Genomic DNA, 22,820 nt, shown 5'->3' with positions numbered 1-22,820 from the left:
CGAAAGCCGCTCAAACATTTTTCGGCATCATGCTCTAGAGGATTATTCGACATGACCGCCGACGAACATCTGCTCATTCTGGTCCTTGCCTTGTTGCTCGACCGCATCGTCGGCGATCCCCACTGGTTATGGGAGCGTTTTCCGCATCCGGTCGTGCTGTTCGGCAAGGCGATTTCGTATTTCGACGGCCGGTTCAATGCAAAGCATCTGTCCGGAGTGCTTCGCCGCCGCAACGGGATCATGTCGATCATCGCGCTGCTCATGGGAGCTGCCATCGCCGGCTGGGCCATTCACGGATTTCTCGCCTTCTTCGGCTGGCTCGGCATATTGGTCGAAGCGATGCTCGTGGCGGTTTTCCTGGCACAGAAAAGCCTTGGCGATCATGTCGGCGAGGTCTCGCGGGCGCTGCGCACCGACGGTCTGGAAGGCGGGCGGCTTGCCGTATCGCGTATCGTCGGCCGTGATCCCGAGACGCTGGACGAGCCAGGAATTTGCCGCGCGGCTATCGAAAGCCTCGCCGAAAACTTTTCCGACGGCGTCGTTGCCCCGGCCCTTTGGTATGGCGTTTTCGGCCTGCCGGGCCTGTTCTTCTACAAGATGCTCAATACCGCCGATTCGATGATCGGTCACAAGTCCGAGACCTATATAGATTTCGGTCGTGCCGCCGCGCGCCTGGACGATATTGCCAACTGGCCGGCTGCGCGGCTCTCAATCCTGCTGATTGCCACCGGTGCCCTCGCCAAGCGCGGAATCTCCGCGCTTGGAAACGCGATCCGCATCGCGGTCCGGGATGGCGGGCTGCATCGCTCGCCTAATTCCGGCAGGCCGGAAGCGGCCATGGCAGGCGCGCTTGATATTCAGCTCGCCGGTCCGCGAATCTATGGCGGGGAACTCGTGCGTGAACCGATGATCAACGGTTCCGGCCGCGACACCGCTACCGTCAGCGATATCGAGGCGGGTATTTCCATCTTCTATTCCGCATGCTCGATGCTGACGCTTCTCGCCTTTTTGGGATTTCTGCTGCTGCTGTGAGCGTCCCTAAATTAAGCAATCGCTCACTATATGTATTAATTTGGTATAATTAGCATAGCGATACACTTTCCCATCGTCTGAATTGCTTCGGAAGGAAGCAAACAGTCGGAGGGGACAAGATGAAGCGTGTCGCATTCATAGCAACGGCATGTCTGTTCATGCAGTTTCATGCCATTTCGGCTCATGCCGGAACTGTTCTTGCGGTGGTCGACCTTCGATCGCAAACAATGACCGTTTCCGAGGACGGGGCTTTCAAATATCGCTGGCGCGTATCGACGGCTCGCAGGGGCTATGTGACGCCTCTCGGCTCCTATACCGCCAAATGGCTGTCCAGGGATCACCGCTCGAAGAAATATGACGATGCGCCGATGCCCTACGCCGTGTTCTTCAACGGCGGCTATGCGATTCACGGTACTTACGAGGTGAGGCGGCTCGGTCGGCCGGCATCGCACGGTTGCGTGCGGCTCGATACGCGCAACGCCGCCACCTTCTTCGCGATGACATCGGATGCGGGGCTTCACAATACCCGTATCGTGATCAGCGACTAGACCCTGGCAAACCAGCAAGGCTTTCGCTTCGGTGTGGTCGCAATGCTGCCGCATCTTGTGGTATGTCGCCCGTGACCGGCAACTGTGACACGACCGTCACTTTGCTGTTTGCGCAACAGTGCTTAGCCAAATTGCCGGAGTTTCTGGTGGAAACCATTGGCTTTTGATATGGATTTCCCTATGAGGGGGTGAATTATTATTTCAAGAGGTATGGGCAGTGACTGCTACATTTGACAAAGTTGCCGACATCATCGCTGAAACCAGCGAAATCGATCGTGACACGATCACCCCGGAAAGCCACACGATCGACGACCTCGGCATCGACAGTCTGGACTTCCTGGATATCGTCTTCGCTATCGACAAGGAGTTCGGCATCAAGATCCCGCTCGAGAAGTGGACGCAGGAAGTCAACGAAGGCAAGGTCTCGACCGAAGAGTATTTCGTGCTGAAGAATCTCTGTGCCAAGATCGATGAATTGCGCGCCGTCAAGGGCTGAGCAACATCCTTGCTTTTTTTGACGCCCAGCCGCCCCTGAATATGGCGGCCGGGCGGTTTCATTCTTAAATAGCGTATCCCGCCCGGCGCATCCTGCGCTATCGGGTTGGAGCGGAGGCGTTGATGCTGCTGGAATATTTCCAGATGATCGACAGGATCGAATCCGTCGATCTGTCCAAGGGCCTGTTGAAGGCGCATTCCGTCGTTCCGGCGAAGAGCCCGGTTTTCGAAGGCCATTTCCCAGGCATGCCGCTCGTCCCGGGTGTTCTGCTGATCGAGACAATGGCGCAGGCCTCGGGCATGCTCGTGCTTGCCGCGACGAAATTCGCCTATATGCCATTCTTGATGTCCGTGGACGGCGCCAAGATGCGGACCTTCGTGGAGCCGGAAGCGAAACTTGATATCGAGGCCGAGCTGGAGCATGACGGTTCGGGCTTCGCCGTCACCAAGGCGCGCATCACCATCGCCGGAAAGAAGGTCTGCGATGCGCAGTTGAAGCTGCGGACCGTGCCGTTTAATGAGTTGCCGCTCGGCGATATCGTGCGCAAGCGGGCGGGCGAGGTCGGGCTTCTCGATGCCATCGCCGCCAACGGTTGATGCTGCCGGCTTGTTCGGCGCCGCCGCATTCGAAGAGGATTGATGAATGAGCAAGGCTCAGAATGACGTGGTGATCACAGGTATCGGCGTCGTTACCTGTCAGGGCGTTGGCAAGGATACTCATGTCGCCCTTTTGAAGGCCGACAAGGCGCCGGCGACCATCGTCGAAACCGAGAAGTTCAAGCCCTATCCCGTGCATCCGCTGCCTGAGATCGATTGGTCGCAGCAGATTCCAAAGCGGGGCGATCAGCGTCAGATGGAAAACTGGCAGCGCATCGGCGTCTTCACCGCGGGTCTCGCTCTCGACGATGCCGGTTTCAAGGATGATCTGGAAGCCTGCGGCACCATGGACATGATCGTTGCAGCCGGCGGCGGCGAGCGCGACACCAATGTCGATACGCTGATCGTCAATGAAGGCCTGAAGCGCAACGACCGCGAATTGCTTTTGAACGAGAAGCTGACGACCGAACTGCGGCCGACTTTGTTCCTGGCGCAGCTTTCCAATCTGCTTGCCGGCAATATTTCGATCGTCCACAAGGTCACGGGCTCGTCGCGCACCTTCATGGGTGAGGAAGCCGCCGGCATTTCCGCCGTCGAGACGGCTTTCCATCGCATCAAGTCCGGCGAATCGAGCCACGCTCTGGTGGGTGGCGCCTTTTCCGCTGAGCGCCTGGACATGATCCTGCTGATCGAGGCGATCAATGCCCACGCTCGGGGTGACTGGCATCCCGTCTGGTCGCGCAAGCCGGAAGACGGCGGCATGATCATGGGATCGCTGAGCGCCTTCCTCGTTCTTGAATCGCGTGCCCATGCCGAGGGTCGTGGCGCGCATATCTATGCAACCATCGATGCCGTCGAGGGCGATCGCGGTCGTCGCGACAAGGGCAAGTTCGAAGCGCGGCTGGAGCGCCTGCTCGCTCCCGTCAAGCAGGCATCTGGTGACGCGACGGTCGTCTTTTCTGGCACGACGGCAATCCCCGATTTGGCCCAGCGCGAAAAAACCGTACTCGAGGCGCAGCTTCCGGGCTCGGCCATCCGCGCTTACTCCGGTATTTCCGGACACGGGTTGGAAAGCCAGTTCCCGCTCGGGCTCGCCTTCGCGGCACTTGCCGTTGCCAACCAGGCCAAGGTTCCGCCTTTCGATGCCGGCCACGAAAAGCCGATGGCGACGGGCGCGCGCAAGGCCGTGGTGACGACCGTCGGGCATTCGCGCGGTGAAGGCATCGCCGTACTTTCCGCTGAAGCGTGAGGAGCAGGATATGACCGCTTACAAGGATCATCTCGGACGTCCGATCGTCGCCGTCACCGGCATGGGGATCATCACGTCACTGGGGCAGGGCCTGCAGGATAACTGGAACGCGCTTTCGTCCGGCACATCAGGCATTCACGGCATCACTCGCTTCCCGACGGACGGACTTTCGACGCGGATCGCCGGCACGGTGGATTTCATCGATATTCCGGTGCCGAACGCCGTCGAGCGCTCCTATGCCTTTGCCCGCGAAACGACCATCGAAGCTCTGGCGCAGGCTGGCATTTCGGGCGATTTCGACGCGCCGCTCTTCCTGGCCGCGCCGCCGATCGAGCCGGAATGGAGTGCGCGTTTCGAGCTCGCCGACCGCTCGCCGCCGGCCGATCATCAGGGTGACGCCTATGAGCGCTTCCTCGCCGCCATGCGCCAGCGTCCGGATCCGGCCTTCCATGAAGCAGCGCTTTTCGGCGCCATTTCCGAAAGGCTTGCTGATCGCTTCGGCACGCGCGGGCTGCCGGTGACACTGTCGACAGCCTGTGCATCGGGCGTGACGGCGATCCAACTCGGCATCGAGGCGATCCGTCAGGGCCGGACCTCGCGGGCGCTTACGGTCGCGACCGACGGTTCGCTCAGCGCCGAGGCGCTGATCCGCTTCTCGTTGCTGTCGGCCTTGTCGACCCAGAACGATCCGCCGACCAAGGCCTCCAAGCCCTTCAGCAAGGATCGCGACGGTTTCGTCATCGCCGAAGGGGCGGCGACGCTGGTGCTGGAATCGCTGGAAGCCGCGGTTGCACGCGGCGCGAAGATCCTTGGCATCATGAAGGGCGCCGGCGACAAGGCCGACTCCTTCCATCGCACCCGCTCTTCGCCCGATGGCGGCCCGGCGATCGCGACGATCCGCGCCGCACTTGCCGATGCCGGCATGGCGGAGGCCGATATCGGCTATATCAACGCTCACGGCACCTCGACGCCGGAGAACGACAAAATGGAATATGGCGCCATGTCCGCCGTCTTCGGTGACCGGCTTCCAACTATTCCCGTCTCGTCGAACAAGTCGATGATCGGCCATACGCTGACGGCGGCGGGTGCGGTCGAAGCGGTGTTCTCGCTGCAGACCATGCTCACCGGCACGTTGCCGCCGACCATCAACTACAACAATCCTGATCCGTCGATCATTCTCGATGTGGTGCCGAACAAGAAGCGTGAGAAGCAGGTGAACGCCGTCCTTTCGAACTCTTTCGGATTCGGCGGTCAGAATGCCAGCCTTGTCATGGCGCTTGAACCGGCTTAATCGGACGTCTGAAAAACAGAATACAACTGCGCCCGAGAGGCGAGGGACTTTGCCATGCGTGCTTTGCAACTGATCGACGACCGCAAACTTGAGATCACCGATCTGCCGGAGCCGGATGCTCCGGGCGCGGGTGAGGTGACGCTGCGCGTCAAGGCCGTCGCGCTCAATCATATCGACGTCTGGGGCTGGCGCGGCATGGCATTCGCCAAGCGCAAGATGCCGCTGGTCATCGGCGCCGAGGCTGCGGGCGTCGTCGAAGCGATCGGGCCGGGCGTCGCCAATGTCCTTCCGGGGCAGCTCGTGTCGATCTACGGTGCGCAGACCTGCGGTCTGTGCCGCCATTGCCGCGAAGGCCGCGACAATCTCTGCGAACATGTCAGCGGTGTGCACGGCTTCCATCTCGACGGCTTCGCCCAGGAAAAGGTCAATCTCCCGGCTCGCCTGCTTGTTCCGGCGCCCCCCGGCGTCGATGCGATCGGCGCGGCTCTTGCTCCCGTAACCTTCGGCACCGTCGAGCATATGCTGTTCGACAATGCCAAGTTGGAGCCGGGCGAGACGATCCTCGTTCATGCAGGTGGCTCCGGCATCGGCACCGCCGCCATCCAGCTTGCCAAGAAGATCGGCTGCACCGTGATCACCACGGTCGGTTCTGACGACAAGATCGAAAAGGCGAAGGCGCTGGGCGCCGATCACGTCATCAACTACCGCACCGACCGCTTCGAGGGCGTGGTGCGCAAGCTGACGAAGAAGAAGGGTGTCGACGTGGTCTTCGAACATGTCGGCAAGGATACCTGGGCTGGCTCCATGCTCTGTATGAAGCGCGGCGGACGCCTCGTTACCTGCGGTTCGACCTCGGGCGTTTCGACTGAAATCAATCTGATGATGCTGTTCCAGCAGCAATTGAAGCTGCTCGGCTCCTTCGGCTGCCGTATGGAGAACATGGCCAATGCCATGCAGAAGATGGCGCGGGGGCTTGTCCATCCGGTCATCGACACCGAGGTGAGCTTCAGTGATATCGACCGGGCGCTGGAGCGAATGGAATCGCGGCAGATCTTCGGCAAGATCATCCTGAAGATGGATTGAGCCGCGTGAAGCTCTTCATCACCCGGATCGTCCTTGCGCTCAGAAATTTCCAGCAGTGGTTGGTGGCGCAGGTCATTTTCGGATTCCTCAATTTCCTGAAGCTGTTTCCGGCGGATGGGGGCATCAATTTTGCCGATCGGCTGACGCGTAGGATCGGCCCGCGCATGCGCCGGCATCAGCTGATGCTGACCAATCTGCGCAATGCCTTTCCGGAAAAGAGCGAGGCGGAAATCGAGGAGATCGCACGCGCAAGCTGGGGGAATATGGGCCGGCTTGCCGCCGAATATGTCTTTCTCGACCGGTTGTTCGACTTCGATCCCGATAGCGACAAGCCCGGGCGAATTGAAGTTTCGGGCATTCCGATCTTCCTCGATCTCAGGGACAATCCGCGGCCGTTCATCGTCTTTACCGGTCATACCGGCAATTTCGAGTTGCTGCCGGTCGCCGGCGCCGCCTTCGGTCTCACGGTGACCGTCTTGTTCCGTCCGCCGAACAATCCCTATGTCGCGAAGAAAGTCTTCGACTTCCGTGCCAAGCGCATGGGCAACCTCGTGCCGTCTCACGCCGGGTCATCCTTCAGCCTTGCAAGGGAATTGGAGGCGGGTCGCGGTGTCGGCGTGCTGGTCGATCAGAAATTTCGCAAGGGCCTGAAGACCCGGTTCTTTGGTCGGGACGTGAAGACGAATCCGCTTTTGCCGAAACTCGTGCGCCAATTCAATTGCGAGGTCTACCCGGCCCGCTGCATCCGGCTGCCCGGCAATCGCTACCGGTTGGAAATCGAGCCGAAGCTGGAGATGCCGCGCAACGAGGCAGGCGGCCTCGACCTGGCGGCGACGGCGCAGATGCTGAACGACAAGGTGGAGAGCTGGGTAAGGGAAAATCCCGAACAATGGCTCTGGTATCACGATCGCTGGAACATCAAGAAAACCGTTTTCTAGAGCAATTCCAGGAAAAGCGGGCAGCGGTTTTCCGTCCGGAATTGCATAAAAACAAAGGGATAGAGCGTTTCGCGATTCGAAGAAAAGCGGAAAAGCTCTAGGCCTGTATTCCGGCGCGTGCGCGAAGGGTCTATGCGCAGATTTTCGTCCCGTCTTTCATGCGGTCATTGCTCTCGGTAAGCCTTGCTTTTCAGAAAGTTCGCCTTTCCCGAGAACTTCCGTTCATCCGGATTGAAAGTGGGGGTAAGTCATGTTAATTCAGAATGTAGAAAGTTTGGTGAGAATGCGGACACCAAACTGAATATCCTTGGGCATGGCAACGCCGGGAAACGAGGCCCCTGCGTCCTGTTGTGTTCAGGGACAGGAGGGCAATTTTGCTGGCACTCTTTCATGCCTTCTCCACGAAATGTAATCAGATTCAGCGTGCGATAAAACTTGGCGATGATGAGCTTGTAGCGTCACTTGATCGCGAATTGGAGCCACTTATCGCAGCGATTTTGGCATATAAGGCCACGAGTCTGCTCGAAATCTACATGCAGCTCCAATTCATAAACAATCTCATCCGGGAAGAAGCGGATGATCGGTCGCGAGTGATGCACAATTCCGCTTCGCTTTCGGTGCTGATCGACCGTTATTTCGGCGGCGCAAACCAAGCGGCCGGTGAGGTGCTACGGGCGGTTTCGAGCGAGAAAACCAGTCTCGACAATGAGCTGGGATTCGAGGAAGGCAGCGTTTTGAACGATGTCATTCTGGACAGCTTGCCGGATCGCGTTGCCGTCGTCACGCGGGACTATCGTTATCTCTACAGCAACGCGGCCAATTCGGAATTTCTGAAATCGAAACCGATGGAGCTCGTCGGGCGCCATATCTCGGAATTCGTCGGCTCCGACTATTTCGAAAGCAGCGTGAAGGCGAAGCTCGATGCGTGCTTTGCCGGCGAAAAGGTCGAGTGCCTCTATCCGTCCTATCGGCAGTTGGAGCCCGGCAAGGTGCTTCACTGCACGATGACGCCGTTGCGTACCAAGACGGAAGTGATCGGCGCATTGCTCGTCATGCATGAGATCATCGCAGTTCCCATGGGCATGCTGGTGGCCTGAACTCGCGCTCAGGCCCCGAACAGCAGTTTTCCGACTGCATCCGTCATCACGCGGGAATCCGTTTCACCTGATTTTTCGTCGCGCTGGTCCGGTTCGGCCGCGGCGGATCGCACTCTGTCGTCCACCGGGCCGTCATCACTCCCGCACTCGAAGCATTGACAGCGAAACCGGATCACTTTCGGCTTGTTCATGCCGTCAACCTGTTCCAGCTTGCAAAGGGATCGGGCAGGTCCCGCCAGCGCTCCGGCGCGAAACGATCCGCCTTGACGAGGCAAGCGTTCAGCTCGGCCGTGATCTGCTTCTCGTTCATCGGATCGGCGCCGATGAACACCAGTTCCTGGCGGCGGTCGCCCCAAATCGGATCGAGATAAGGTGTTAGCGCCCGTTTGAAGGAGGGATCGCGCGGCCACTGATCCTGCGGCACGGCAGCCCACCAGAGGCCCATCTTGCTCGTGCGGACCAGTGCGCCGGCCTGGCTCATCTCGCCGACATAATAGGGCCGGGTCGCAAGCCAGAAGAAGCCCCTGGCCCGGACGACGCCCGGCCATGACCGATTGAGAAAAGCTTGGAATTTAGTAGGATCGAACGGCTTCTTCGCGCGGTAGACGAAGGAGTGGATGCCGTATTCCTCCGTTTCCGGAACGTGGTCCTTGAAGCCGTGCAGCTCCTTATACCAGAGCGGATGGGTTTCGGCGCGATCGATGTCGAAGCGGCCGGTACCGAGAACCTCCGATGGTTCCACCACACCGAAATCGGCTTCGATCAGACGTGCATCGGGGTTGAGGCCGACGATGATCTTGCGGGCGGCGTCGCGTTGCTCTGCCGTTGCCGCTCCGACTTTGTTGAGAACGACAACATCGGCAAATTCGATCTGCTCGACCAGGAGGTCGACGATCGTCCGGTTGTCGCCGTCGCCGGCGGTCTCGCCACGATCGGCAAGGAAATCCGTCGATCCATAGTCGGAGAGAAGATTGGCGGCGTCGACGACGGTGACCATCGTATCGAGTCGGGAGACGTCGGATAGGCTGCTGCCATCCTCGTCGCGAAACTCGAAAGTGGTGGCGACGGGCAGGGGTTCGGCGATACCTGTGGATTCGATCAGCAGGTAATCGAAGCGATCCTGCTCGGCGAGCTGGCGGACCTCCTTCAGCAGGTCGTCGCGCAGCGTGCAACAGATGCAGCCATTGGTCATCTCGACGAGCTGCTCTTCCGTGTGCGAGAGATTGGCGCCGCCATCGCGCACCAGTGCGGCATCGATATTCACCTCGCTCATGTCGTTGACGATGACGGCGATGCGCAGACCCTCACGATTGTTGAGGATATGGTTGAGCAACGTCGTCTTGCCGGCGCCGAGGAAACCGGAGAGGACGGTGACCGGGAGCTTCTTGTTCATAGCAACCTCTTTTGTAATGTAATATCATTACAGTTATTATGATGAAAAAAGCGAGCATCGGGCTCGCTTTTTTCGGCGTTACATCGCCTCATTCAGGAGAGGCACCCTTTGAGGGAACTCGCGATACCGCGCATCAGGTCGAAATAGAGATCCGGCCCCTGCGGCAGCGTTGCGGCTTCGGGATCAAGGACGCCGGATTTTGCCGACGTCCCTTCCAGCACCACATTGACCAGTTTCGGCTCGAATTGCGGTTCGGCGAAGACGCAGGTTGCGCCGAGATCGGCGACCTTGCTGTGAATTTCGGCGACGCGCTGTGCGCCCGGAATGGTTTCGGGGCTGACCGTGATGGAGCCGGAGACGCGCACGCCGTAGCGATGCTCGAAATATTGGTAGGCGTCGTGGAGGACGATGAAAGGCTTATCCTTCACCGGCGCGACGGCCGTGGCGATCTCGCTGTCCAAGGCGTCGAGCTTGTCGTTCAAGGCCTTCTGATTTGCTTCATAGGTCAACGCATTGGCGGGGTCGGCCGCGACCAGCGACGTGGTGATCTCGGCGACCATCGCCTTGGCATTGTGCGGATCGAGCCAGAGATGCGTATCGAACTCGCCGTGATCATGGTCGTGGTCATCATGATCTTGGTTTTCTCCGGCGTCATGTTCGTCGCCGTCGTCATGCGGCTCGAAGGCGCCGCCTTCGCGGAATTTGAGCTTGGTGATGCCGGGCGCATCGTCGAGTTCGACGACGGTGGCTTTGGCGCCAAGAGATGCGAGCGGCTTCTGCAGGAAGGCTTCCATGCCTGGCCCGACCCAGAAAACCACCTGTGCCTGCTGGAGGCTGCGGGCATTCGAAGGTTTCAGCGCATAGGTATGCGGCGAGGCGGCACCGTCAACGATCAGATCCGGCGTAGCGACCCCTTGCATGATCGCGGCGACGAGCGAATGGATTGGCTTGATGGAGACGACGACCTTTGGCGCATCGGCTGCTGTCGCGGTGGTGCCGGCAAGCAGGCCGGAAAGCAGGAGAGTGGCGGCAAGGGGAATAAAAGCTTTTGCTGCGTTCATGCGATAAATGCCCTTGAATGGGTCTGTTATGTTATTACATCAATTGCGTAATGCTATAACGTGTGCGATAGCATGGCGCAATAGTGCAATTGGAAATTTCATGCTTTCTTCCATCGACAGCAAGAGCCGGCCGTTGGTGTCGCTCCATGATGTCGGCGTCCGTCGCGGCGGTCGCTGGCTGGTGCGCGGCGTCGATTTTTCGGTGAGCCGCGGCGAGATCGTTACCCTGATCGGCCCGAACGGCTCCGGCAAGTCCACCAGCGCCAAGACGGCGATCGGCGTTCTGAAGCCGGATGAGGGGCATGTCGACCGCATTGCCAATCTGAGAGTCGGCTATGTCCCGCAGAAGCTTGCCATCGATTGGACCTTGCCGCTCAGCGTGCAGCGATTGATGACGTTGACGGGCCCCTTGCCCGAGTATGAGCTGATTGCATCGCTGGAAGCTGTCGGCATTGCCCATCTCGCCAAGGCGGAAGTGCAGCATCTTTCCGGCGGCGAATTCCAGCGGGCGCTGCTGGCGCGCGCCATTGCCCGCAAGCCCGATCTGCTTGTCCTGGACGAGCCGGTGCAGGGTGTGGATTTCAGCGGCGAGATCGCGCTTTACGACCTCATCAAGTCGATCCGTAATTCCCAAGGCTGCGGCATCCTGCTGATCTCGCACGATCTGCATGTCGTCATGGCCGCCACGGATACGGTGGTTTGCCTGAACGGCCATGTCTGCTGCCGCGGCACGCCGCAGAGCGTCAGCCAGAGCCCCGAATATGTCAGGCTGTTCGGCACGCGCGCTGCGCAATCCCTGGCGATCTACAGCCATCATCACGACCATACGCATCTGCCCGATGGCCGCGTGCAGCACGCTGATGGATCGATAACCGACAATTGCCAGGCCGACGATGGCCACCACCATCACGAGCATGGCGATCATCACGATGATCACGATGATCACGATGATCATGACCACCATCATGGCCACGACCATGCCGAGGGAGAGCGCCATGTTTGACGATTTCTTCCTGCGCGCCGTCGTCGCCGGTGTCGGGCTGGCGCTGACGACCGGGCCGCTCGGCTGCTTCATCATCTGGCGCCGCATGGCCTATTTCGGCGATACGATCTCGCATTCGGCACTGCTCGGCGTGGCGCTGTCGCTGCTGTTCCAGCTGAACCTCACGCTGTCAGTCTTTGCGGTCGCTGCACTCGTCTCTATCCTGCTCCTGTTCCTGCAGCGGCGGCAGGCGCTGTCGGCGGATGCGCTGCTCGGCATCCTCTCGCATGCGACGCTGGCGATCGGTCTCGTCATCGTCGCCTTCATGAGCTGGGTGCGGATCGATCTTATCGCCTTCCTCTTCGGTGACATTCTGGCCGTCAGCCAGTCCGATATCGCGGTGATCTGGGGCGGCGGTATTCTCGTTCTGGCGGCGATTGTCTGGCTCTGGCGGCCGCTGCTGGCCTCGACGGTCAATCCCGAGCTTGCCGAGGCCGAGGGGTTGCGGCCGGAGCGCGCGAGGCTGCTTTTCATGCTGCTGATGGCCGTGGTGATCGCGATCGCCATGAAGATCGTCGGCATACTCCTCATCACCGCGCTGCTGATCATTCCCGCCGCCACTGCGCGTCGCTTTGCCGCGACACCGGAGACGATGGCGATTTTTGCCTCGCTGCTCGGCGCCATCGCCGTTGTCGGCGGGCTTTTCGGATCGCTGCGCTACGATACGCCGTCCGGACCTTCCATCGTGGTTGCGGCGCTCGTCCTGTTTATCATCAGTCTGCTGCCCCTCGTTCGCAGGGGCGGCACGCCAGCGACGCAACAGAGAGAACAGTCATCATGACGACTCCGATGCTCACCAAGAACCAGTCCCTTGTTTTCGACGTCCTGACCAAGGCGGAAGCGCCGCTCAGCGCCTATACCATTCTCGACAAGCTGCGTGATCAGGGTTTTCGCGCGCCGCTGCAGGTCTATCGCGCGCTGGACAAGCTGCTCGAATATGGCGTGGTGCACCGTCTCGAGAGCATCAACTCCTTCGTTGCCTGCGCCCATCCGAACGAGGATTGCCACAGCCACGGCCTTGTCGCCTTCGCCATCTGCGAAAGCTGCGGCCAGGTGATCGAATTCCACGACCACGAGGTGGATCACCGGCTGATGGATTGGCTGAAATCGCAGAAGTTCAAGGCGGAAAAGTCGACCATCGAAATCCGGGGCCATTGCGCCAACTGCGCCGCGTGAGCCTCGGCCAGAGGTTTATTCCGCTGTTTCAGGCTGTTATTAGTGTTTCCTAATCTAGTCTTTTAAGATCGCGGGCAAAGCGCTGCCAGTTGGCGACATAGTTGCTGGCCGAGCGGCGCAGGCCTTCGATCGCGGCCTCATCCAGCGTGCGGATTGCTTTTGCCGGCGCGCCGACGATCAGCGAGCCATCCGGAAATTCCTTGCCTTCAGTGACGAGCGCATTGGCGCCGACGAGGCAATTGTTGCCGATCTTCGCGCCGTTGAGTACGGTGGCGCCCATGCCGATCAGCGAATTGTTGCCGATCGTGCAGCCGTGGATGATGGCGTGATGGCCGATGGTGCAGCCTTCGCCGATCATGACGGGGAAGGCCGGGTCGGTATGAACCATCGTGCCTTCCTGGATATTCGTACCCTTGCCGATGACGATCGGTTCATTGTCGCCGCGCAGCACCGCGCCGAACCAGATGCCGACATCCTCGCCGATCTCGACCTTGCCGATTACGCTTGCATCCGGCGCGATCCAATATCGGCCCGGACCGGGCGTTTTCGGCGTCAGGCCGGCGAGGGCATAAAGCGGCATGGTCGATCCTCCTCGATCAGACGACGTTCAATACAAGGTTTGCAACGCCATCGACGGCACAGCTGATCCGGTCGCCGCGCGAAACGGGGCCGACGCCGGCGGGCGTGCCGGTCATGATGATATCGCCGGGCGCGAGCGTGAAGAGCTTGGAGAGTTCGGCAATGATTTCCGGCACCTTCCAGATCATGTGTGAGAGGTCGCCTCTTTGGGCAGCCTCGCCATTGCGCATCAGCCAGATGCCGCCCTTGTCGGGATGGCCGACATGGGTGGCGGGCACGAGCGCGGAGACGGGCGCGGAATGATCGAAGGCCTTGCCGATTTCCCAGGGACGGCCGAGCTTCTTGGCTTCGCCCTGCAGGTCGCGGCGGGTGAAATCAATGCCGACGCCATAGCCGTAGACGCAATCCAGCGCCTGTTCGACCGGGATATTTGCGCCGCCGTTGCGCAGCGCCACCACAAGCTCCACCTCGTGATGCACGTCCGACGACAGCTCGGGATAGGGGAAGTCGCTCGACACAAGCAGATTGTCCGGATTCTTCTGGAAGAAGAAGGGCGGTTCGCGGCTCGGGTCATGCCCCATCTCGATGGCGTGGTCGGCATAGTTGCGGCCGACGCAATAGACGCGGCGCACGGGGAAAAGCTGGGTCTCGCCCTCGATCGGCAGAAGAACGGGGGCGGGTAGGGGAATGACTGTCGTCAGTGGGGCGTTCATATGGGCTTTCGAAACTTTCATTTTTTCGGAGGACTGCTGCCATCCGACTCCATCAGGCAAAGTAGCATCATTGTTACAGCCACGAAAACTGGCCTTTTTGAGGGATTTGGTGTAGAGCGCGGATCAGAAAGGTTTCCCATGTATAGCGACGCACTGAAAAACGGCCGCAAAATTTTCGCGGTTGCACCTATGATCGACTGGACGGATCGCCATTGCAGGTATCTGCACCGGCAGATCAGCCGGCATGCGCTGCTCTATACGGAGATGGTGGTGGCCGATGCGATCATTCATGGGCCGCGCGACCGGCTGCTGGGGCACGATGCCACCGAGCATCCCGTGGCGCTGCAGCTTGGCGGCTCCGATCCGGCCAAGCTCGCCGAGGCGCTGCGCATCGCGGAAGCCTATCATTATGACGAGATCAACCTGAATGTCGGCTGTCCATCCGATCGCGTGCAGTCCGGCACTTTCGGTGCCTGCCTGATGCTGACGCCGGAAACGGTGGCATCCTGCGTCGCTGCGATGAAAGCGGTTTCGAAGGCGCCCGTTACCGTGAAATGCCGGATCGGCGTCGATGAGCAGGAGCCGGAACAGGCTTTGCCTGAGCTGATGACACGCGTGCTCGATGCCGGTGCCGACGCAATCTGGATCCATGCGCGCAAGGCCTGGCTGAAAGGCCTGTCGCCGAAGGAGAACCGCGAGATCCCACCGCTGGACTACGACATCGTCTACCGCATGAAGCAGCGCTGGCCCGAGGTCTTCATCGGCATTAATGGCGGCATCCAGACGCTGGATCAGGCCGAGGCGCATCTAGCCCATGTCGACGGCGTCATGCTCGGCCGCGCCGCCTATCAGAATGCCGCAGTCCTCGCCGATGTCGATCATCGCTTCTATGGCGAACCTGCCGTCGAGGCTGACTGGAACGGGCTGCGCGACCGGATGATGCTCTATGTAGAGCGCCATATCGCCAGCGGCGGCCGACTGCAGCATGTTGCGCGCCACATGGTCGGTCTCTTCAGCGGCCTGCCGGGCTCGCGCCGCTATCGCCAGATCCTTTCCACCGATGCCAACAAGCCGGGTGCGGGCCTGGAGGTGATCGCGGCCGCTTTTGCAGCGGTGGATTTTGGCGGCGAGGGCGAACGCGTCAGCGCTTGAGTTGACGGCTCCAACCCGCCCTCGTGGTTCGTGACGGCCGCCCGAGCCTCCTCCCCATGAGGACCACCTTACACCCGTCATCCTCGGGCTCGACCCGAGGATCCACGCCCAAGTACATTGGTGTGCCTAATCGACGAGAGTGCCGGTTTCGCTTTGGGAGCGTATCCCTCTTCGCCAGAGAGGCGGTGAGGCTCGTGCCTGGATCCTCGGGTCAGGCCCAAGGATGACGGAATGTCGGGATGTTCGGGGGCAGACAAGGGGCTTGCGGTAAGGGACAGAGCCAAGCTTGCTTCAGGACGAGGGTGCCCATTCTCAAAAACGAAAAACGGCGCGGTTTGCGCCGCGCCGTTCGAAACCTTGATCAGGCAGTCACCAGAGGCTTAGTTAGCCTGGATGTTGACAGCCTTCGGGCCCTTGCCCATGCGATCCGGCTCGGTGTCGAAGGTGACCTGCTGGCCTTCGCGCAGCGACTGGATGCCGGAAGCCTGAAGAGCGGAGATGTGGACGAAAACGTCCTTAGCGCCGCCGTCAGGAGTGATGAAACCAAAACCCTTGTCCTGGTTGAAAAATTTTACGGTGCCCTTGGTGGCCATGGGGGATAGTCCTTTACCCATCAGTCTTAGTTTATCCGGATAAACCGGACGGCTTTGCTTCCGCGACATGCGAAAGCCAGTCGAGAAGTCACGTACGGGGAAAGAACGTCTGCGCGGGTCAAAAGACCCAACCGCTGCCTGCCGCAAGCGGATCACCAAATCAGTCCAGTCACCGGCATGAAAATGCCCGAGCATCTCTATGCGTGACAGGGTTTGTGAAAAAAGGCAAGGGGTAATATTAGGGCAGGGTGGGAAACGGGTAGGATAGGGTGGGAATTTCAAGGAGTTGGGAAATGCTCGTGCTTGCCGTGAGAGCCGAGCTTGATGAAGATGTACTGTAATGCCGATAATGCAGACCCTGCCTTAAGCCATCTTCGGTGCTAGCGCTCCGCCAGCGTAAACACCGCGCAAGGCTCGGCAATCCCGCGCAGTTCATGGTCCCCCAGTGACACCAGCGGCATGGTCGTCTCCGCCGCAAGCGCGCCCGAGATCAGCACAGTGCGGCCGAGTGGTCTGCAAAGGCCTTCCAGCCGGCTGACGAGGTTGACGGCGGGGCCGATGGCGGTGAAGTCCAGGCGGTCGGCGGCGCCGATATTGCCCCAGAGCATGTCGCCGAAATGCAGGGCGGCGCCGAAGGGGAGCGGCGGCAGGCCCTGGTTTGCCCGCGTCGCGTCGAGATGCGCCATGCCGGCGCGGATGGCGGTGACGGTGCGCAGCGCGGCTTCGCAGGCTTGCGCCGGCGTCTCGGTGACCGGGAAGATCGCCAGCACACCGTCGCCGATGAATTTCAGCACTTCGCCGCCGAAGGCATGCACGGCGCCGGCGACGCGATCGAACCAGGCGTCGAGGGCTGATATGACGATGGTCGGCTCCGTTGCTTCGGAGAGAGCCGTGAAATCCCGGAGGTCGGCGCAGAGCAGCGCTGCGCGGATGGTTTCGCCGCTGTTGCGGCTGAGCGCACCGGCCTGCACGCGCGCCGCACTTCTGCGCCCGAGATAGGCTTCAAGCAGGGTCGATAGGGTTGCGCGAGCGGCCAGACCCGCCAAAGGGGCGGCAGCAAAGCGCGCGACCTGACGCAGCCTGTCGGTTTCGGAGGTGGTGAAGGGCCGGCTTGCGGCCCAGGCGAGCACTGAGTTGCCGGGCGATGTCCCAATGGTTTCCTCGCATGTCGGGCCGAGTTCGCCGAGCCAGTCGCGTCCGGCCTGTCCGAGCGAGGTGCCGGCAAAGCCGAGGGCTTCGATCACCGCGCCCGTCTCAGATCGCCAGAGCCAGGTGCGTTGCGTGATAATCGGATGCGGTGCCGCAAGCGTCAGTGCGCCACCGGTAAGCGGCAATCCGGCGGACAGTAGACGATCGCCCAGATCGGCCAGGAAGCGTTCGGGGCTAGGGGCGGTGCCGGCTTCGTCAACCAGCCAGGCAAGGGGGGCGGGCAAATCCATGCCGCGATCATGCCACGGCGCTCGCCGGCTGTCATCCTCGCCGGCGCAACCTTCGTGAGAGCGCATGGGCCGCCGCGTTCCAGCGAGCGGAATTTGCCGTCGCTAGTCGGTGACATTCTTTGCTTTTCAGGCCATCGAGCTTCGCGGCCCGGCACTCAAAGCATCATCCGCTTTGGCCGTCGTGACCGCGCATGACATCCGGACCAGGATCGCGTCCCGCTGCCACTTCGGCCATGCGGTCGAGGTAATGCGCCCAGCCCTTTGCATGGGCGTCACATTGCTCTTGTGTCGGCAGGCCCGAATGGGTGAGGCGCACCAGCGTCCCGTCGGGTTGCTCGATCAGATCGATCTCCACCAGGGTCGATTCCGGCGGCACTTCCTCGCTGCCTTCCCAGCCGAAGCTGTAGGCGAGGCGGTGCACCGGCACGACTTCGCGAAACGAGCCGCGCGCGAAGCGGCTTCCGGTGACGTTGACGAGATAGATGCCGCCCGGCTGCGGCTCTGTCCGGGCTTCCGTGCCCATCCAGCGCAGGATCTTTTCGGGATCGGTCAGCAGCGCGAAGACGGCTGCGGGCGGTGCCGAGACATGGGTCTCGCGACGGACGATTAAAGCTTCTGGCATCGGTCTCTCTCCCCTGATTGCTGTCGCTTCCCACCGGGACGAATACCTACGTCCCTCCGTGGGCCTCCTTATGCGATGGCATGTAGGAGCCATTGCCCCGGCAGCAAGACATCATTCGATGCTTGCCGGGTGTCGCTCCTCATAACCGGCAGATCCGGGTGGCGGACTTTTGACGACTGCCGTCGCCTTATTGCCCGGGCCGTCCCGTCTTGCCTTTCGTCCGTCCCTTGCGCTGCTTCTCGTCCACCGGATCCTCATAGGAACCGACGCCGGGCCTCGCGCGGGTGATCGGCTTGTCCGGTACCTTCCCCGTCACCGGCTTCTCGGTACGGCCGACGGTCATCTCGTCCAACGTGTTCTTGCGGAAAAGCGGTGTGCCTGCCTCGCTGCCCGGTTTCATTTCGTCGAGGCTCGGCTTGGCGAAGTAGCTCTTCGAGGGTTGCTGCGCTCCCTCTTCAGGATGAGGGCTACTGCTTGCCGCGATGCTCGCTCCGCCCTCATCCTGAGGTGCGGAGGTTGAAGACCGGAGCCTCGAAGGATTGGGGCGGCCACTTTTGCCGCCCTCGAGGCTCTTGGCTTCCTCGCGGGCCAGCGGGTCGTCCATGGCAGCGAGTTCGACGGCCTTGAGGCGCTTGATCTCGTCGCGGAGCCGGGCGGCCTTTTCGAAATCCAGGTCAGCGGCAGCATCGCGCATGGATTTTTCCAGCGCGTTGAGATGGGTCTGCAGGTTGTTGCCGACAAGGTGGCCGCCATCGGCAAAGCCCTTGCCGGAGGCGCCGCCGATATCGGCGCGAACGTGGTCCTTCTCATAGACACTGTCGAGAATGTCGGAAATCTTCGCCTTGACCGATTCCGGCGTGATGCCATGCTCGATATTGTAGGCCATCTGCTTTTCGCGGCGGCGGCTGGTCTCGTCCATCGCCCGCTGCATCGAGCCGGTGATGGTGTCGGCATAGAGGATGACCTTGCCGTCGACGTTACGCGCGGCGCGGCCGATGGTCTGGATGAGCGAGGTTTCCGAGCGCAGGAAGCCTTCCTTGTCGGCATCGAGGATGGCGACGAAGCCGCATTCGGGAATGTCGAGGCCTTCGCGCAACAGGTTGATGCCGACGAGCACGTCGAAAGCGCCGAGGCGCAGGTCGCGGATGATCTCGATGCGCTCCAGCGTGTCGATGTCGGAGTGCATGTAGCGCACGCGCACGCCCTGTTCGTGCAGATATTCCGTCAGGTCCTCGGCCATGCGCTTGGTCAACACGGTGCAGAGGGTGCGGTAGCCCTTGGCAGCGGTCTCGCGGATTTCGCCGACGACGTCGTCGACCTGTGTGCGGGCCGAGCGCACTTCCACGGGCGGATCGATCAGGCCTGTGGGGCGGATGACCTGTTCGGCAAAGACGCCGCCGGATTGTTCCATTTCCCAGCTGCCCGGCGTTGCCGAAACCGCGATCGTGTCCGGGCGCATCGCATCCCATTCCTCGAAGCGCAAGGGACGGTTGTCCATGCAGGAGGGCAGGCGGAAGCCGTATTCGGCCAGCGTCGCCTTGCGGCGGAAGTCGCCGCGGTACATGCCACCGATCTGACTCACCGAAACGTGGCTTTCGTCGATGAACAGCAATGCGTTGTCGGGAATATATTCGAACAGCGTCGGCGGCGGCTCGCCGGGATTGCGGCCGGTCAGGTAGCGCGAATAGTTCTCGATGCCGGCGCAGGAGCCCGTGGCTTCAAGCATTTCGACGTCATAGCGGGTGCGCTGCTCCAGGCGCTGCGCCTCCAGCAGGCGTCCTGCCTTTTCGAGCTCGGCAAGCCGGATTTTCAGCTCTTCCTTGATCGCCTTGATGGCGCCGTTCAGCGTCGGGCGCGGCGTGACATAGTGCGAATTGGCGTAGATCTTCACCGACTTCAGATCGCCAGTCTTCTGGCCGGTCAGGGGGTCGAATTCGGTGATGGAGTCGATCTCGTCGCCGAACATGGAGATGCGCCAGGCGGCATCCTCCAAGTGGGCCGGAAAAATCTCGATCGTATCGCCGCGAACGCGGAAGGAGCCGCGGATGAAATCCATGTCGCGGCGCTTGTATTGCTGCGCCACGAGGTCGGCCAGAAGCTGGCGCTGGTCCAGCCGGTCGCCGACATTCATCTGGAAGGTCATGGCCGTATAGGTTTCGACCGAACCGATACCGTAGATGCAGGAGACCGAGGCGACGATGATGCAGTCGTCCCGCTCCAGCAGCGAACGCGTCGCGGAGTGGCGCATGCGGTCGATTTGTTCGTTGATCGAGCTTTCCTTCTCGATGAAGGTGTCCGAGCGCGGAACATAGGCTTCCGGCTGGTAATAGTCGTAGTAGGAAACGAAATACTCGACCGCATTGTCCGGGAAGAAGTTCTTGAACTCGGAATAAAGCTGGGCGGCCAGCGTCTTGTTCGGCGCGAGGATGACGGCGGGGCGCTGCGTCGCCTCGATGACCTTTGCCATGGTGAAGGTCTTGCCGGAACCGGTGACGCCGAGCAGCACCTGGCTACGGTCGCCGTTTTCAAGGCCTTCGACGAGGTCGCGGATCGCCGTCGGCTGGTCGCCGGCGGGCTGGTATTCAGAGTCCATGCGGATCTGAATGCCGCCCTCTGATTTGGCCGGCCGGGCAGGGCGGTGCGGCGTCCATAGCTTACCGTCCTTGAACAGCGGATTGCCGCTTTCGATGAGTTTCGATAGCGCCTCCACCGTTGCGGTAACGGCCGTACCGGCGTTGGCGGCCTCTTCCAGCGTCGTATCCATGCCCGACACCGGGTTGAGACCGGCGGCAGCTCGCGTCTTCGGGTCGGTCGAGCCACCCATCGAGGTGCCGCGCGCCGATTTCGAAGCGGCGATTTCCACCTTTCTGCGGTGCTTGCCAGCCTTCGAGGCAATCTCGCGCTGGGTCTCGACAGCCGAGGATTCGGCATCCGCTTCGAGCTGCTTCACCCAGTCCGCGACGCTGCCGCTGAGCGGCGCGCCCTCAAACGATGCCTGCGGCGCCTCTTCGAAACCGGACGGGGCGGATGGTTTTTTCGGTGATTTGGCCATGCGCCGAATATGGCGACAGATCGCACTGTTGTGAAGGGGCAAAGAGTACAAAAGGGAAACGGAATGGCGGAATTTTCAATTCGCCGGAGATGTCAAATATGTTACAACCCAGGGGCGGCCGATGCGTTATCGCTGATCCGAAAGTCCGCATAGCGCGATCCTCGCAGGCGCCAAGGGAGGAACCAGCCGCAACGTCGACATGCCCGGCCAGTGCCGGGTTCCCCCAGCTTCGACGGCATCCGGTATTGCCCGCCTCGCCGCCGCCATCCGGTCGGAGGATCATGATGACCGCATTGGATAGCTTACGTTCCTTGTCCCCCCAGCAACGAAACACCGTCATCGCAGCCTATCTGGGCTGGACGCTGGATGCTTTCGATTTCTTCATTTTGGTTTTCGTTCTCAAGCATATAGCCGAGGAATTTCACACGGATGTTCCGGCGGTTGCCGTGGCGATCTTTCTCACGCTTGCCATGCGCCCGCTCGGGGCGCTGATCTTCGGCCTTGCAGCGGATCGCTACGGTCGGCGCGCCACGCTCATGGTGGATGTGCTGCTTTATTCCATCTTCGAGTTTCTGACCGGTTTTTCGACCGGATTGACGATGTTCCTGGTTTTGCGCGCGCTTTTCGGCGTGGCCATGGGCGGCGAATGGGGTGTTGGCGCGTCGCTGACGATGGAGACCATACCGGAGGATTCGCGCGGCCTCGTGTCGGGCATCCTGCAGGCCGGTTATCCCTCGGGCTATCTGATCGCCTCGATCGTGTTCTTTTTGCTGTTTCCGATCATCGGCTGGCGCGGCATGTTCATCGTCGGCGCGCTGCCGGCGCTGCTGGTGCTCTACATCAGGCGCAACGTGCAGGAATCGCCGGCTTTCCTGCAGCGGCAATCCAAACCGCAGCGGCCATTCCTTACCGTGCTGCGAGAGAATATTCCGCTGTTCATCTGGGCCGTGCTTTTGATGACGGCGTTCAACTTCTTCAGTCACGGCACGCAGGATCTCTATCCGACTTTCCTGGAAACCCAGCGGCAATATGATTCCTACACCGTCGGCGCCATCGCCATCGTCTATAATATCGGCGCCATCGTCGGCGGTTTGTCGTTTGGCGTGTTGTCGCAGCGCATCGGCCGTCGTCGCGCCATCGTCATCGCCGCGCTCCTGGCCATCCCGGTCGCGCCGCTCTGGGTCTACGGGCAGGGACCGGTGATGCTCGCGATCGGCGCCTTCCTGATGCAGCTTTTCGTACAGGGCGCCTGGGGCATCGTCCCCGTACATCTCAACGAATTGTCGCCCGACGAGGTGCGCGGCACCTTCCCGGGATTTGCCTATCAGCTCGGCAATCTGCTGGCGTCGGGCAATGCCTCGATCCAGGCGGGCTTGGCGAAGCAGTGGAACGGCGACTATGCCCTGGCGCTGCTGATCGTCGCCTGCATCGTCGCCGTCGTCGTGGCGCTGTTTGCGGGCTTCGGCTTCGAGAAAAAGGGAGTTCGGTTTGGCGACAAGGACGCCGGGCAAGCCGATAGCGTCATGCAAACCTGACCCGGCTTGTCATTATATTGTTTTAAGGGCCGGCGGCTTTTACCGGCCCTTCTGTCACTTTCCGCAGATTTCCGAGATCTTGGCCTGGGCAAAGCCGCGCGCCAGATCCTGCAGGCCGCCGACGGAGGATATC

Annotated in this window: 23 protein-coding genes; 14 read left to right on the top strand and 9 right to left on the bottom strand. The window is 60.9% G+C overall.

Translation table 11 applies throughout. The features are described from left to right. Positions 1–51: 51 nt before the first annotated feature. The 9 genes from cbiB (at position 52) to ACPYOP_RS22140 (ending at position 8,330) form a co-directional block, all read left to right on the top strand. Complete coding sequence (gene cbiB / locus ACPYOP_RS22180) at positions 52–1,032, top strand: adenosylcobinamide-phosphate synthase CbiB (protein ID WP_481412447.1); 981 nt, start codon at positions 52–54, stop codon at positions 1,030–1,032. Between the two features lie 119 nt (positions 1,033–1,151). Next, complete coding sequence (locus ACPYOP_RS22175) at positions 1,152–1,580, top strand: L,D-transpeptidase (RefSeq protein WP_481412446.1); 429 nt, start codon at positions 1,152–1,154, stop codon at positions 1,578–1,580. Positions 1,581–1,797: 217 nt separating this feature from the next. Continuing rightward, positions 1,798–2,076: an acyl carrier protein gene (locus ACPYOP_RS22170; RefSeq protein ID WP_481412445.1), complete on the top strand. Its 279-nt coding sequence runs from the start codon at positions 1,798–1,800 to the stop codon at positions 2,074–2,076. 122 nt (positions 2,077–2,198) lie between these two features. Next, positions 2,199–2,672: a 3-hydroxyacyl-ACP dehydratase FabZ family protein gene (locus ACPYOP_RS22165; RefSeq protein ID WP_481412444.1), complete on the top strand. Its 474-nt coding sequence runs from the start codon at positions 2,199–2,201 to the stop codon at positions 2,670–2,672. Between the two features lie 46 nt (positions 2,673–2,718). Beyond that, on the top strand, positions 2,719–3,921 hold the full coding sequence (locus ACPYOP_RS22160; RefSeq protein ID WP_481412443.1) for a beta-ketoacyl-ACP synthase: 1,203 nt from the start codon (positions 2,719–2,721) through the stop codon (positions 3,919–3,921). Positions 3,922–3,931: 10 nt separating this feature from the next. Next, complete coding sequence (locus ACPYOP_RS22155) at positions 3,932–5,212, top strand: beta-ketoacyl-ACP synthase (protein ID WP_481412442.1); 1,281 nt, start codon at positions 3,932–3,934, stop codon at positions 5,210–5,212. Between the two features lie 54 nt (positions 5,213–5,266). Beyond that, the gene (locus tag ACPYOP_RS22150) at positions 5,267–6,295 is read left to right on the top strand and encodes a zinc-binding dehydrogenase (RefSeq protein ID WP_481412441.1); all 1,029 of its coding nucleotides are present in this window, start codon (positions 5,267–5,269) and stop codon (positions 6,293–6,295) included. A gap of 5 nt (positions 6,296–6,300) precedes the next feature. Then, a complete protein-coding gene (locus ACPYOP_RS22145) occupies positions 6,301–7,233 on the top strand; it encodes a lipid A biosynthesis lauroyl acyltransferase (protein WP_481412440.1) in 933 nt (310 codons plus the stop codon). Positions 7,234–7,607: 374 nt separating this feature from the next. Next, entirely contained in the window at positions 7,608–8,330 is a 723-nt protein-coding gene (locus tag ACPYOP_RS22140) for a PAS domain-containing protein (protein ID WP_481412439.1), read from the top strand. 8 nt (positions 8,331–8,338) lie between these two features. On the opposite strand, the gene ACPYOP_RS22135 is transcribed toward ACPYOP_RS22140, so the two are convergent. From ACPYOP_RS22135 to znuA, 3 genes are all read right to left on the bottom strand, one after another. Further along, a complete protein-coding gene (locus ACPYOP_RS22135; protein ID WP_481412438.1) occupies positions 8,339–8,521 on the bottom strand; it encodes a hypothetical protein in 183 nt (60 codons plus the stop codon). Further along, positions 8,518–9,723, bottom strand: coding sequence for a GTP-binding protein (locus ACPYOP_RS22130; protein WP_481412437.1), 1,206 nt, complete (start codon positions 9,721–9,723; stop codon positions 8,518–8,520). Before ACPYOP_RS22130 ends, ACPYOP_RS22135 begins: the two co-directional genes overlap by 4 nt. Positions 9,724–9,815: 92 nt before the next feature. Beyond that, positions 9,816–10,784 carry a zinc ABC transporter substrate-binding protein ZnuA gene (znuA, locus tag ACPYOP_RS22125; RefSeq protein ID WP_481412436.1) on the bottom strand — a complete coding sequence of 323 codons (969 nt, stop codon included), beginning with the start codon at positions 10,782–10,784 and terminating at the stop codon, positions 9,816–9,818. A 100-nt stretch (positions 10,785–10,884) separates the two neighbouring features. Here znuA and ACPYOP_RS22120 point away from each other — a divergent pair, with 100 nt between their 5' ends. Genes ACPYOP_RS22120 through ACPYOP_RS22110 form a run of 3 tightly spaced genes read left to right on the top strand, consistent with a single transcriptional unit; the run spans position 10,885 to position 13,002 of the window. Continuing rightward, positions 10,885–11,787, top strand: a complete 903-nt coding sequence (locus ACPYOP_RS22120) for an ATP-binding cassette domain-containing protein (protein ID WP_481412435.1) — start codon at positions 10,885–10,887, stop codon at positions 11,785–11,787. Further along, the gene (gene znuB, locus ACPYOP_RS22115) at positions 11,780–12,607 is read left to right on the top strand and encodes a zinc ABC transporter permease subunit ZnuB (protein WP_481412434.1); all 828 of its coding nucleotides are present in this window, start codon (positions 11,780–11,782) and stop codon (positions 12,605–12,607) included. Before ACPYOP_RS22120 ends, znuB begins: the two co-directional genes overlap by 8 nt. Beyond that, the gene (locus ACPYOP_RS22110) at positions 12,604–13,002 is read left to right on the top strand and encodes a Fur family transcriptional regulator (protein WP_037149480.1); all 399 of its coding nucleotides are present in this window, start codon (positions 12,604–12,606) and stop codon (positions 13,000–13,002) included. Before znuB ends, ACPYOP_RS22110 begins: the two co-directional genes overlap by 4 nt. A 49-nt stretch (positions 13,003–13,051) precedes the next feature. On the opposite strand, the gene ACPYOP_RS22105 is transcribed toward ACPYOP_RS22110, so the two are convergent. Then, on the bottom strand, positions 13,052–13,582 hold the full coding sequence (locus ACPYOP_RS22105) for a gamma carbonic anhydrase family protein (protein ID WP_481412433.1): 531 nt from the start codon (positions 13,580–13,582) through the stop codon (positions 13,052–13,054). A 16-nt stretch (positions 13,583–13,598) separates the two neighbouring features. Beyond that, on the bottom strand, positions 13,599–14,294 hold the full coding sequence (locus tag ACPYOP_RS22100) for a fumarylacetoacetate hydrolase family protein (protein WP_481412432.1): 696 nt from the start codon (positions 14,292–14,294) through the stop codon (positions 13,599–13,601). 138 nt (positions 14,295–14,432) lie between these two features. Between ACPYOP_RS22100 and dusA the strand changes: the two genes are divergently transcribed. Next, positions 14,433–15,446, top strand: coding sequence for a tRNA dihydrouridine(20/20a) synthase DusA (dusA, locus tag ACPYOP_RS22095; protein ID WP_481412431.1), 1,014 nt, complete (start codon positions 14,433–14,435; stop codon positions 15,444–15,446). A 380-nt stretch (positions 15,447–15,826) separates the two neighbouring features. On the opposite strand, the gene ACPYOP_RS22090 is transcribed toward dusA, so the two are convergent. The 4 genes from ACPYOP_RS22090 to uvrB form a co-directional block, all read right to left on the bottom strand. After that, complete coding sequence (locus ACPYOP_RS22090; RefSeq protein ID WP_004109325.1) at positions 15,827–16,039, bottom strand: cold-shock protein; 213 nt, start codon at positions 16,037–16,039, stop codon at positions 15,827–15,829. Between the two features lie 380 nt (positions 16,040–16,419). Continuing rightward, positions 16,420–17,478, bottom strand: coding sequence for an adenylate/guanylate cyclase domain-containing protein (locus ACPYOP_RS22085; RefSeq protein ID WP_481412486.1), 1,059 nt, complete (start codon positions 17,476–17,478; stop codon positions 16,420–16,422). A gap of 163 nt (positions 17,479–17,641) precedes the next feature. Next, entirely contained in the window at positions 17,642–18,100 is a 459-nt protein-coding gene (locus ACPYOP_RS22080) for an SRPBCC family protein (RefSeq protein ID WP_481412430.1), read from the bottom strand. Positions 18,101–18,287: 187 nt separating this feature from the next. Further along, entirely contained in the window at positions 18,288–21,152 is a 2,865-nt protein-coding gene (gene uvrB / locus ACPYOP_RS22075) for an excinuclease ABC subunit UvrB (RefSeq protein ID WP_481412429.1), read from the bottom strand. Positions 21,153–21,436: 284 nt separating this feature from the next. On the opposite strand from uvrB, the gene ACPYOP_RS22070 reads away from it, so the two are divergent. Next, a complete protein-coding gene (locus ACPYOP_RS22070; protein ID WP_481412428.1) occupies positions 21,437–22,687 on the top strand; it encodes an MFS transporter in 1,251 nt (416 codons plus the stop codon). Positions 22,688–22,820 lie beyond the last annotated feature (133 nt).

Source organism: Rhizobium sp. KNZ2-6A, from assembly GCF_056755475.1.
Note: the sequence above shows the minus strand (reverse complement) of the source record. Positions and strands in the feature narration are given on the sequence as shown.

What these genes read in the sequence shown, in the direction of transcription:
- cbiB (WP_481412447.1), top strand. Translation starts at nt 52, where the DNA reads ATGACCGCCGACGAACATCTGCTCATTCTGGTCCTTGCCTTGTTGCTC.
- ACPYOP_RS22175 (WP_481412446.1), top strand. Translation starts at nt 1,152, where the DNA reads ATGAAGCGTGTCGCATTCATAGCAACGGCATGTCTGTTCATGCAGTTT.
- ACPYOP_RS22165 (WP_481412444.1), top strand. Translation starts at nt 2,199, where the DNA reads ATGCTGCTGGAATATTTCCAGATGATCGACAGGATCGAATCCGTCGAT.
- ACPYOP_RS22160 (WP_481412443.1), top strand. Translation starts at nt 2,719, where the DNA reads ATGAGCAAGGCTCAGAATGACGTGGTGATCACAGGTATCGGCGTCGTT.
- ACPYOP_RS22155 (WP_481412442.1), top strand. Translation starts at nt 3,932, where the DNA reads ATGACCGCTTACAAGGATCATCTCGGACGTCCGATCGTCGCCGTCACC.
- ACPYOP_RS22150 (WP_481412441.1), top strand. Translation starts at nt 5,267, where the DNA reads ATGCGTGCTTTGCAACTGATCGACGACCGCAAACTTGAGATCACCGAT.
- ACPYOP_RS22135 (WP_481412438.1), bottom strand. Translation starts at nt 8,521, where the DNA reads ATGAACAAGCCGAAAGTGATCCGGTTTCGCTGTCAATGCTTCGAGTGC.
- ACPYOP_RS22130 (WP_481412437.1), bottom strand. Translation starts at nt 9,723, where the DNA reads ATGAACAAGAAGCTCCCGGTCACCGTCCTCTCCGGTTTCCTCGGCGCC.
- znuA (WP_481412436.1), bottom strand. Translation starts at nt 10,784, where the DNA reads ATGAACGCAGCAAAAGCTTTTATTCCCCTTGCCGCCACTCTCCTGCTT.
- ACPYOP_RS22120 (WP_481412435.1), top strand. Translation starts at nt 10,885, where the DNA reads ATGCTTTCTTCCATCGACAGCAAGAGCCGGCCGTTGGTGTCGCTCCAT.
- znuB (WP_481412434.1), top strand. Translation starts at nt 11,780, where the DNA reads ATGTTTGACGATTTCTTCCTGCGCGCCGTCGTCGCCGGTGTCGGGCTG.
- ACPYOP_RS22110 (WP_037149480.1), top strand. Translation starts at nt 12,604, where the DNA reads ATGACGACTCCGATGCTCACCAAGAACCAGTCCCTTGTTTTCGACGTC.
- ACPYOP_RS22105 (WP_481412433.1), bottom strand. Translation starts at nt 13,582, where the DNA reads ATGCCGCTTTATGCCCTCGCCGGCCTGACGCCGAAAACGCCCGGTCCG.
- ACPYOP_RS22100 (WP_481412432.1), bottom strand. Translation starts at nt 14,294, where the DNA reads ATGAACGCCCCACTGACGACAGTCATTCCCCTACCCGCCCCCGTTCTT.
- dusA (WP_481412431.1), top strand. Translation starts at nt 14,433, where the DNA reads ATGTATAGCGACGCACTGAAAAACGGCCGCAAAATTTTCGCGGTTGCA.
- ACPYOP_RS22090 (WP_004109325.1), bottom strand. Translation starts at nt 16,039, where the DNA reads ATGGCCACCAAGGGCACCGTAAAATTTTTCAACCAGGACAAGGGTTTT.
- ACPYOP_RS22085 (WP_481412486.1), bottom strand. Translation starts at nt 17,478, where the DNA reads ATGGATTTGCCCGCCCCCCTTGCCTGGCTGGTTGACGAAGCCGGCACC.
- ACPYOP_RS22080 (WP_481412430.1), bottom strand. Translation starts at nt 18,100, where the DNA reads ATGCCAGAAGCTTTAATCGTCCGTCGCGAGACCCATGTCTCGGCACCG.
- uvrB (WP_481412429.1), bottom strand. Translation starts at nt 21,152, where the DNA reads ATGGCCAAATCACCGAAAAAACCATCCGCCCCGTCCGGTTTCGAAGAG.
- ACPYOP_RS22070 (WP_481412428.1), top strand. Translation starts at nt 21,437, where the DNA reads ATGACCGCATTGGATAGCTTACGTTCCTTGTCCCCCCAGCAACGAAAC.